Origin of the sequence: Campylobacter sp. RM9331 (genome assembly GCF_020137685.1) — a bacterium.
Taxonomy (GTDB): Bacteria; Campylobacterota; Campylobacteria; order Campylobacterales; family Campylobacteraceae; genus Campylobacter_E.
This window is the reverse complement of sequence record NZ_JACGBA010000015.1, coordinates 41,162-51,456: the sequence shown is the minus strand read 5'-3', so window position 1 is coordinate 51,456 and position 10,295 is coordinate 41,162. Positions and strand designations below refer to the sequence as shown.

11 protein-coding genes are annotated in these 10,295 nt (G+C 25.5%); 7 read left to right on the top strand and 4 right to left on the bottom strand.

Features of this window, described 5'->3' with window-relative positions:
• From exbB to AVBRAN9331_RS06800, 3 genes are all read left to right on the top strand, one after another.
• A partial coding sequence (exbB, locus tag AVBRAN9331_RS06810) for a TonB-system energizer ExbB (RefSeq protein ID WP_336612668.1) occupies positions 1–291 on the top strand: 291 nt, incomplete at its 5' end.
• A complete protein-coding gene (gene exbD, locus AVBRAN9331_RS06805; protein WP_442862271.1) occupies positions 278–652 on the top strand; it encodes a TonB system transport protein ExbD in 375 nt (124 codons plus the stop codon). The genes exbB and exbD, both read left to right, overlap by 14 nt.
• Positions 621–1,316, top strand: a complete 696-nt coding sequence (locus tag AVBRAN9331_RS06800) for a TonB family protein (RefSeq protein ID WP_214120197.1) — start codon at positions 621–623, stop codon at positions 1,314–1,316. Before exbD ends, AVBRAN9331_RS06800 begins: the two co-directional genes overlap by 32 nt.
• A 24-nt stretch (positions 1,317–1,340) precedes the next feature.
• Here the strand turns inward: AVBRAN9331_RS06800 and AVBRAN9331_RS06795 are convergent, their stop codons facing one another.
• Genes AVBRAN9331_RS06795 through AVBRAN9331_RS06785 form a run of 3 tightly spaced genes read right to left on the bottom strand, consistent with a single transcriptional unit; the run spans position 1,341 to position 4,166 of the window.
• Positions 1,341–3,695 carry a TonB-dependent receptor plug domain-containing protein gene (locus tag AVBRAN9331_RS06795; RefSeq protein ID WP_336612667.1) on the bottom strand — a complete coding sequence of 785 codons (2,355 nt, stop codon included), beginning with the start codon at positions 3,693–3,695 and terminating at the stop codon, positions 1,341–1,343.
• The gene (locus tag AVBRAN9331_RS06790; protein WP_214117355.1) at positions 3,673–3,912 is read right to left on the bottom strand and encodes a hypothetical protein; all 240 of its coding nucleotides are present in this window, start codon (positions 3,910–3,912) and stop codon (positions 3,673–3,675) included. The genes AVBRAN9331_RS06795 and AVBRAN9331_RS06790 overlap by 23 nt, the downstream gene beginning before the upstream one ends.
• Positions 3,909–4,166, bottom strand: coding sequence for a heavy-metal-associated domain-containing protein (locus AVBRAN9331_RS06785; protein ID WP_214117354.1), 258 nt, complete (start codon positions 4,164–4,166; stop codon positions 3,909–3,911). Before AVBRAN9331_RS06785 ends, AVBRAN9331_RS06790 begins: the two co-directional genes overlap by 4 nt.
• Positions 4,167–4,336: 170 nt before the next feature.
• Here AVBRAN9331_RS06785 and AVBRAN9331_RS06780 point away from each other — a divergent pair, with 170 nt between their 5' ends.
• Positions 4,337–6,760, top strand: coding sequence for a hypothetical protein (locus AVBRAN9331_RS06780; protein WP_336607941.1), 2,424 nt, complete (start codon positions 4,337–4,339; stop codon positions 6,758–6,760).
• A gap of 23 nt (positions 6,761–6,783) precedes the next feature.
• Here AVBRAN9331_RS06780 and thiD read toward each other — a convergent pair whose 3' ends face one another.
• Complete coding sequence (gene thiD, locus AVBRAN9331_RS06775) at positions 6,784–7,566, bottom strand: bifunctional hydroxymethylpyrimidine kinase/phosphomethylpyrimidine kinase (protein ID WP_336612666.1); 783 nt, start codon at positions 7,564–7,566, stop codon at positions 6,784–6,786.
• Between the two features lie 97 nt (positions 7,567–7,663).
• On the opposite strand from thiD, the gene mraY reads away from it, so the two are divergent.
• Genes mraY through AVBRAN9331_RS06760 form a run of 3 tightly spaced genes read left to right on the top strand, consistent with a single transcriptional unit; the run spans position 7,664 to position 10,282 of the window.
• On the top strand, positions 7,664–8,710 hold the full coding sequence (gene mraY, locus AVBRAN9331_RS06770; protein WP_214117351.1) for a phospho-N-acetylmuramoyl-pentapeptide-transferase: 1,047 nt from the start codon (positions 7,664–7,666) through the stop codon (positions 8,708–8,710).
• Between the two features lie 5 nt (positions 8,711–8,715).
• Positions 8,716–9,903: a UDP-N-acetylmuramoyl-L-alanine--D-glutamate ligase gene (gene murD, locus AVBRAN9331_RS06765; protein WP_336607097.1), complete on the top strand. Its 1,188-nt coding sequence runs from the start codon at positions 8,716–8,718 to the stop codon at positions 9,901–9,903.
• A complete protein-coding gene (locus tag AVBRAN9331_RS06760; protein WP_214120202.1) occupies positions 9,896–10,282 on the top strand; it encodes a hypothetical protein in 387 nt (128 codons plus the stop codon). Before murD ends, AVBRAN9331_RS06760 begins: the two co-directional genes overlap by 8 nt.
• Positions 10,283–10,295: the final 13 nt, after the last annotated feature.

The window sequence follows — 10,295 nt, the reverse complement described above, 5'->3', positions numbered from 1 at the left end:
GAATTAGAAATAGCACTTAGCAAAAATCTCACCTGTCTTTACATCGTTTATCAAAACGCTCCTTATATAGGTTTGCTTGGCACGGTAATAGGCATAATGATTACATTTTATGATATGGCAAATGCAGCTACTATGGACGCAAAAAGTATTATGCTAGGGCTTTCACTAGCACTAAAAGCAACAGCACTTGGACTTGTTGTAGCAATCCCAACTCTTATGATATACAACGCATTTATTAGAAAAGTTGATGTTGTATTATCAAGGTTTAAGGAAAATAATGAGAGTAAATAAAGAAGGCTTAAATCTAGTTCCATTTATTGATATTATGCTAGTTTTACTTTGCATTGTTTTAAGTGTTAGCACCTTTATAGCAGAAGAAAAAATCGCTATAAACTTACCAAAATCAGAAAATAGCGTAAGCATTGATGATAAGCAAAAAGTATTTATAAGTATTAATGAAACTGGCGAGATATTTTATAATGAGAGTTTGCTTAGCGTAGATGAATTAAAGGCAAAATTATCAAGTATTAGTAAAGATGAAATTGTAATTTTACGCTCTGATGAGAACGCTAGTTATAAACATTTTGTAAAAATAGTGGATATTTTAAAAGAGTTAAAGCATGAAAATTTTGCTATTGCAACAGAAAAATAAAATCGCATTTTTCATCTCCTTTTTAGTTCATGCGGTTTTGTTGGCGTGTTTTTTTAGAATTGATGTAAAGACAAGTGAGATTAAAAATGACAAAGCTTTAGCAGTGCTTTTTTATGCTCCTAGCATACCTCAAAATGCTGTTAAAGAAGAAATAATTGAAGAAGTAAAAGAAATAAAAGAAGAAATAATCAAAGAAGAGATAAAAGAAGAAAAATTTGCTTTAAAACCTAAAAAAAAGCACCATAAAAAACCAAAACCAAAGCAAGAAGTAAAAGAAATCAAAAAAACTCAAGATGAGCCAATCACACCTAAAAACGAACCTTTAGCAAGCAAGATAAATGAAGCTAAACCAACTACTACAATTAGTAATAATACTCCTGCAGGTGGGAATAATCAAGATGAATTAATCTCTCATATTCAATCAGTTTTAAATAAAACTGCTAAGAGCAATTATCCTATGAGTTCAAGAAAAAGGCGTGAGCAAGGAGTAGTGGTTGTAGGATTTACCTATGATTATGGTAAGGCAAAAAATATAAAAATACTTAAGCCATCAAAATATGAAAATCTAAATAAAGCAGGGATTAAAAGCGTTGAGATAGCGAAATTTAAGCGTTATGAAAGAGTTTTAGATATTAGTGTGCCGCTTAAGTTTAGCTTACATTAAAAATTAGTGCTTAATTGCACTAATTTAAAAATTATAATTTAGATTAAAAGTATATAGCCTTGAATTAGCGTATTTATAACATAATTCGTTATTGCAATTAAATACGCTGATTTTATTTTTGCTATTTAAAATATTTAAGATATTAAAACCTATTTTTAATTTAGTATTTTTAATATTTTTAGTATAACCAAATCCTAAATTCCAATTCAAATATGACTTAAGTTTAGTATCGCTAAATATTTGCATATTTAAATTCTTATCGTATTGTGAGTATAAATCATTTTTCGCTGAATGATAAGTGATTTCATTAATCAAGTTAAAATTATCATAAAATAAATTATGAGTAAAATTAGCTATAAAAGGCTCATAAACAAATGGCAATTCGCTTGATTTTATAGTTTTACCATTATAGATTATGTTTTTACCAGTTGTGCTTAAATAATTAGTCGCACTACCTTTTTTATGTAAATAGCTAAGATTTAAATCAAAATAATTTTTAGTATTAAATATACTAATTTCATTGCTAGATAAATTAAGACTTATAATATCATTAGCTGTTTTTTTGCCATTATAATAAACTTTATAATTATTATCAGTATCTTTTATATTTTCTAAGCCTAATTCTTCTTGATTTGCTGAATAAATTTCATTATAAGTTTTGCGTTTAATGTATTTTAATAGCATTTTAAAATATTTAAATTCTGCGTTGTAATATAGGCTAAACTCATTAGCATAAGGGCTTTTTAATCCCATAAAAACTCTATCTTTTTGCCATTTTGTATCTTGTATCCAAGGGCTATTATAATCAACTCTTGAATACTCTTCATATCCACTAAAATAATCATCATATAAAATATAAGCTAAAAGCCCTTTATCATAATATTTATTAAATCCAAATCCTAAAAATTGATTATCATTTAAATAATACTCAAGTCCTGTTCTAGGGGCTATATTAAATCTTTTGCTAAGGCTATCATAATCATTTCTAAGACCTAATCTAAATCTAAAATTATGATATTTAATATCGCTTTGTATAAATTGAGCGTAGTTATTTATTGATTTTTTAGCTTTTGCAAAATGTGTTTCATAATATGAAAAATATTGATTATTTATGCAACTAATATCATTTTCTTTACAAGCTAGAATATCAATTGGTTTTTCATATCTTGTATAAGGATTAATTCTATTTATTTTGCCTTGATTTTTACTAAGTTCAAAACCAAAATTAAAGCTATATTCTAAATCATTATTTTTAAATTCATTAGTTTTAGCGTCTAATTTATATTGATATGATTTTTCAGTTTGTAAGGTATCTCCTAGCCCACCATAACTTTGCTTTATACCTGAAGGTAAGATGAATTGATACTGAACTTTTTTATCATAAATTCTTGAAGAATTTGATTTTAAAAATGATAAATGCTGATTAAGATTTATATTTTTTAATTCACTTTCAAGATTAAAAGCTAGGCTAAATCCACCATAATTTACTTTCATATTAGAATCAATTACGCCTTCTTGAAATTGATTTATTAAATAAGGATTATAAATAAAAGTTGAGCTAAGAATATGGTTATCATAATCTTTTTGAGTTTTTAGCAAAATTAAGTTATTTGTATCGCTAATTTTATTTATTGTATATATATCTTTTTGCTTTATTTTTGTATTTGAATAATTACTACTTGCAAAAAATAAAATTCCAAAAGTATCATTTAAATATGAGCTAAAATTAGCACTGAAATATCTTTTATAATAATTACTAAAATCTTGATAACCATATCCACTAGAATATTTTTGCCTTATTTTATCATCTATAAAAATATTATCTTGAAAGCTATATCCAAGACTAAATCCACCACTTGGGTTTTTTGATGGGCTTTTGATTTTTGCATCAATTACTCCACCTAAAAATCCACCATAACTAGCACTTACAAAACTATCATAAATGCTTAAATTATCTATAATTTCGCTATCTATATTAAGCGAATATGAACCAAGAGATGGGTTATACCAGACATTTTTATATAGCGTTTTTGACATAGCTGGTTGAATGGTGCTTGTTATGTTTATTCCATCTATAAACATTTGATTTTGATAGGTTTTAGCACCATTGATTGAAAAATCATCTGGCTTTAAAGAATTTGAATTATCGCTATCTTTAGTAGTAATTCTTATATTTGTATGATTTTTAATAAGTTCATCTAAAGTGTGATTTTGTTTTATTTGAGTATTAAGATAGGCTTTATTGTAAATAGTGTTAGAAAATTCTAAATAATCAATATTTTGCACTGCATTAATATTGATTTCATCTAAGGTATTTGCATAAATATATGTAGCTAAAAATATGCTTAGCCTAATTTTATTTTTGCAAAATTGCTTCATAGCCATCTTTTGCTAAACATTTTAAAAGTGATTTTTCATCATAAGTTTTATCACTTATTTTTAGAGTTTTAGAATTTAAATCTACTTTATAATTTTTGCTAACTTTACTAGCACAAAAACTAATAAAATCAACACAAACTTCACAAGCCATATCTTTTATAAAATAAACATTTGCATTAAGATTAAGTGCTAAAAGCATTATAAAAAATGCCTTCATTGTTGCACTGCTTTATAGCCGATTTCGTTGATTTTTTCTACTATTGCTTTAATATCTACATCTTTAGCAAAAGTAATAACTAAATCTTTAGAATTAAAATCAGCCTTGTAATCTTTAACTTCAGCAATACTTTTAGACGCTTCTATTATTTTTTTAGCACAACCATTGCAACCCATATTTTTTACATTTAATAAATAACTTACATCAGCAAAAGCTAAACTTGATAAAATTGACACAAATAATAATTTTTTCATACATTCTCCTTAAAAAATATTAATTATAAAAATCATTTCTTAAGAATAATTGAAAATAATTATAAATATTATATAAAAAATTAAATTAGAATTTAAAATATTATTTTGATATTTTAATATTAGCTAATTTTTAAATATAATTAAAAATTATTTTTATATAAAGGTTTATATTGTTTAAAAAATATTTGTTATTTTTATTTAGTTTAACTTTTTTAAATGCTTTAATTATCAATGAAAATGAAGTGATTTCAAATCAGATAATTACAAATGAAGATATAGATAATGAAGGCGTCATAAATAGTGATAAAAATCAATTTTCTGGTGTTTTTAATAATAATTTTGGTGCTACTTTAAGTGGTAATTTTTCTACTTTTAATGAGGTGTATAATGGTGGATTTTTTGAAGGCTCATTTCATAATATTCAAATGTTTGTTAATAATGGATATTTCTTAAGCACCAATACTACTACAAATCAAGAGTTTTTTAATCTATATGATGGAATGATAGAAGCTAATCATAATAATTTTTTTAATATGCAAAATTATGGCTTAATTTATGGAGATGATAATATTTTTTATGATTTTATTAACTTTCAAGAAGGCTGGATTTTTGGAGATAACAATACTTTTAATGGAGATGTTTTAAATGATACTGATGGGCTTATATCTGGAAATAATTTATCATTTAAATCAATTTTAGAAAATAATTCATATATTTTTATAGATAATAAAGCTAGCTTTAATGAAGTGATTAATAATGCTGTTATGGATGTAAATAATGCAGAATTTATTGGCGAAGTAATCAATAATGATACTATCAATGGGGATTTTTTAGAATTTAAAAATAATCTAAAAAATAATCAAAATAGCACTATTTCTGGAGAGAATTTAACTTTTGCAAATACTTATAATGATGGTATGATTTTAGGTGATATTACTACTTTTAATAAAGAATTAGATAATGATATTAATGGCTGGGTTATAGGAAATGATATTACCTTTAATGATAGGGTTATTAATAATGGCGATTTAGTAGGAAGCAATTTTAAGTTTAAAAATCAATTAGAAAATACTTTAAATGTAGATAGTATTTATTCTAGTTTTGAAAAGATAAATAATAGTGGATTTTTTACAAGTTATAAATCTACTTTTAATAATACCATTACTCAAAGCGATAATGCGTATTTTTATGCTAACGCATCTGCTATTAATGCTGATATTTTAGGTGGGGATATTGAGATTGCTTATAGTAATTTAGCTAATGAAGAATTAAAAGTAAAAAATGCGAAAATCAATAATTCTACAATTAATTCAAAAAATATGATTTTTGATAATTTGATTTTAAATTCTTCATCAATTTATGGTGGTTTTAGAGCTAAAACACTAGAAGCTAATAATAATAATTTTGTTCTTTATTTTAATGATGGTTTTAGTGGGGCTATTGTCGTTGATGAAGAGATAAAAGGCGTAAATAATGATATAAAAATTGTAAATTATCAAAATAATTTAGGATTTTTTCCTTTACTTTTAGCAAGGAGTAGTAAGGATTTAAGTAAAGATTTTGCTGTATATACTATAAAAGGCTTTAGTGTTTTTGGTTTTGATAAAGAAGTAATAGTAAAAAAAGAGCAAAATGGAGCTTTTTTGCTTGGGATAGGGGATTTTAACTCTTTAAATATTAGCGATATTAATGAATTATTTGATGATAAATATAAAAAGAATTTAGAAAATAATGCAATAAATAAAATTACAGCAAAAAATCCCGATATTGCAAAAATTGGTGTGGATAAAAAGCTAATTAATAATATAAAAAATAAATTCTATAAAGAAGACTTATTAAATTATTCTATTTCAAGATTAAATTTTGATAGCAAAAGGTTTGATTATTTAGATTATGAGTATTTAAGTGGGGATATAAATGATATAAATTATTGGCTAAATCTAATAAAAATAAATAAATCTAATGAATATAATTATTTTTATAATAATTTAGGATTGTTTTTATATAGCTTAAATAATGAAAGCAAAAATCATAAAATCTATGGCGGCGGATTTTATGCTAATTTTAATTTTGATAATTTTTATATAAATACTGATTTTAAATACAATGAGCACGAAGTTGCGATAAATCTTGATGATTTAGGGATTATAAATAAAGATTATTTTAGCGTTAATTCAAAAGTAGAATTTGGATTAAGTTATGAAAATTATTTTGTATATAAGCCAAATATTGCTTTTGTTTTTGAATACTTACCAAAGACAAAATATAAAAATGAATATATAAAAGCTTTATTTAAAAGGCAAAATAATTGCTTTTTAAAATTAGGTTTTGCTTTAGAATACCTTAACAATGATTTTGCATTTTCGCTAAATAGTAATTATTTTAAAAGCTTAAGCAAGGATAAATTGCTTATTATAAGTGATGGATATTCTAAAGAAAATCTATATTTTAAAAATCTTAATAGTTTTGAGCTTGGAATACAAACTAAGTATTTATTAAATGATAGTTTAAGTTTGGATATTGATTTAAGTAAGCAGTTTTTTAAAGAATTTAATTCTTATTTTTTTAAGATTGGTTTTGGATATAAGTTTTAGGCAAAATTATATATTTTGCCTTTTTATAAATTAAACATATGATTTAATGGGCCTCTGCCACTTCCTAGATTTGGAGCAAATTCCATTGCATTTTGTGTATATAATTTAGCATCTTTTACAGCTTGTAGTTTAGAAAGTCCATTAGCTAAATTAGCAGCTATAGAAGCACTTAAAGTACATCCTGCGCCGTGATCGTTTGTGGTGTTTAAAGCTTTTCCGTAAAGCTCGTAAAAGTCTTTTCCATCATAAAAATAATCTATCGCTAAATCAAAATATTTTCCACCTTTAGCAATTACGCTTTTAGCACCTAAGTCTATTAATTTTTTAGCAGCATCTTTTAGTTTTTCTTTAGAATTAATCTCAAATCCACATAAAAGTTCAGCTTCTAATTTATTAGGCGTTAAAATATCAGCGAATTTGATAAACTCATTTACATAAAGCTTAAAATCTTCATCTCCTATTAATCTAAAACCACTTTTAGCAAACATAACAGGGTCAATTACTATATTTTTAGGTTGATATTCTTTAAATTTTTCAATAGTTAATCTTATTAAATTAGCATCCCCCATTAATCCTGTTTTTAGTGCTTTTGGTGGAATATCTTTAAATACTGCATCAAATTGAGCCGATACAATATCTTCATTCATAACACAAGCACCATAAACTCCTTGAGTATTTACAGCATATACTCCTAAAACTACTGCCATTCCAAAAGTTTTATGCATAGTAAAGGTTTTTAAATCAGCTTCAAGTCCGCTACCACCACTGCAATCACTTCCTGCAATTGTTAGAACTGGATTTAACATATAAACTCCTTATATTGGTTAAAAGAGAAATAATACTCTAAAAATTTATAATTTTATTATAATATTTGCCTTTTTTATAAATTTATTAGGAACAAAAATGTTTAACCTTGATATAAACTTATTTTCTTACATTAGCGTTAGGGCTTTTTTAGCGTTTTTATTATCGTTTATTATTACATTAATTATTATGCCACTTTTTATTTCTTGGGCAAAGAGTGTAGGGGCTAATCAGCCAATTTTAAGTGATGCACCACTAAATCATCAAAAAAAATCTAATACTCCTACAATGGGTGGGGTTGTTTTTATTTGTGCTGCTTTATTATCTAGTCTTGTTTTTACTACATTTAATGTTTATAGTTTTAGTGCGATTTTGTGTATTGTTTGTTTTGGTGCTATTGGAATAATTGATGATTTAGGCAAGGTATTAAAAAAGGCAAATAAAGCTGGGTTAAAACCACGCTCTAAAATGATTTTAATGTTAATTGCATCTTTAATAACAATATTACCTATTATGATATATGGGAATTTTAGCACAGAACTTTTTGTCCCATTTTATAAATATCCTATAATTGATATGAAGTATTTTGCTTTATTATTTTGGGTATTGGTGTTAATTTCTAGCTCAAATGCTATTAATCTAACTGATGGACTTGATGGGCTTGCTTGTGTGCCTAGTGTGTTTTCACTATTTACATTATCAGTGTTTTTATATCTTAGCTCAAATGCTGTTTATGCTAATTATTTATTGTTACCTAGAGTAAGCGGGAGTGAAGAATGTGTTGTGATTGCACTTGCATTAATTGGTGCTTTACTAGGATTTTTATGGTATAACTGCCATCCAGCACAAGTATTTATGGGAGATAGCGGCTCTCTTACATTAGGAGCTATTGTTGGATATTTAGCGATAATTTCAAAAAATGAGATTTTATTAATTTTAATAGGTTTTGTTTTTGTTCTTGAGACTATTAGCGTTATTTTACAAGTTGGAAGTTTTAAAATATTTCATAAAAGGATTTTCAAAATGGCTCCAATTCATCATCATTTTGAGCAAATTGGTTGGAGTGAAAATAAAATCATAGTTAGGTTTTGGCTAATTGCATTTATTTGCAATGTTTTAGCGTTAATTACTATTAAATTAAGGTGAGTTTTATGTTATCAATGTTTGGATATGGAAATGTTGCTAAGGCGATTACAAGCACTTATAAAAAGGGTGAATGGTATATATATGATGATAAATTTAGCGTTTGTAGTGAAGATGAATTTGGTAATAAGCTTTTACCTACAAGCTATTTTAATCCTGATAAAAGTAGCATAGAAGTAGTTAGTCCTGGAATTGCACCTAATCATATTTTATGTAAAAGTGCTAAGAATTTAACAAGTGAGATTGATTTTTATAACGAAGCTTTAGGGCTTAGTATTTGGGTTAGTGGGACTAATGGTAAGACTACTACAACGGAAATGATTTCTTATTTGCTTAATATTGAAGCAGGAGCAAATATAGGAAAACCAATTGCATTAATGAATCTTAAAGCACCTTTAGTTGTCCTTGAGATGAGCTCTTTTGCCCTTCATTATACTAAGGTTGCAAGACCTGAACTTTATGTATTATTACCTATTTGTGATGATCATATTTCTTGGCATGGAAGCTTTAATAATTATGAAAAAGCAAAACTTGATTTAATTTTTAGAATGAATAAAACAGCAAGTATTATTGTGCCTAAAAAATATGAAGAGTATTTAAAGAGTGCAAATTGTATTAAATATTTTTATGAGAATTCTAGTGATTTAGCTAAGCTTTTTGATATTGATTTAGCTAGATTAAATTACAATGAGCCGTTTTTATTAGATGCGTGTTTAGCGTTGGCTGCTTGTAAGATTATTAGTGGCAAAATTGAATATGAAAAAATATCTAAGTTTAAAATTGGTCGTCATAGGGTTGAGATTTTTAAAGATAGTAAAGATAGAATTTGGATTGATGATAGCAAGGCTACTAATATTTCAGCTGCACTTGCTGCTATTAATAGTTTTAAAGAGCCTTTACATTTAATTGCTGGTGGAGATGCTAAAGGTCAAGATTTAAATGAGTTTTTCTCAAAATTAGACAAAAATACAAAGCTTTATTTAATAGGTAAGAGCGATTTTAGTGATATTGCTAAAAAGCACGGATTAAACCCAATTAGAACCAATCTAAAAGAAGCTGTAAGTATGATTTATAAAGATTTAACAACTAAAGAAATAGCATTATTAAGTCCTGCGTGTGCTAGTTTAGATGAGTTTAGTTCTTATGCTGAGCGTGGGGATTTGTTTATAAAATATATGAAAGATTTAGATGTTTAGCTTTTTAAGACTTGCAAAAAGTGCTTTAATTACAAGTGAGTATAGTGTGAAAAATAATAAATTACTTTATAAAAATAAAGAATTTATAATCCAAGATGAATTAAAAAATTACGAAAATACTTATTTTGTAGTTGCTATTGATAGAGTGATTTTATTTAAAAATCAAAATGAAAATAATTTTGATAAGGCTAAAAAAAGACAAATAAAAGCGATAAGTATTAGTTGTTTAGTAATGATTTTATGTTTAATAATTTTATTTTTTCAAGAATTTGAAATAGGTATTTCATTTTTAAGTATTGCTAGTATTGTAGTTTTTATACTTTCAATACTTAATTATTCGTTTTTAAAACAACAAATTTTCGCATTAGAAAAAATTTAAGCATAATTTAAGA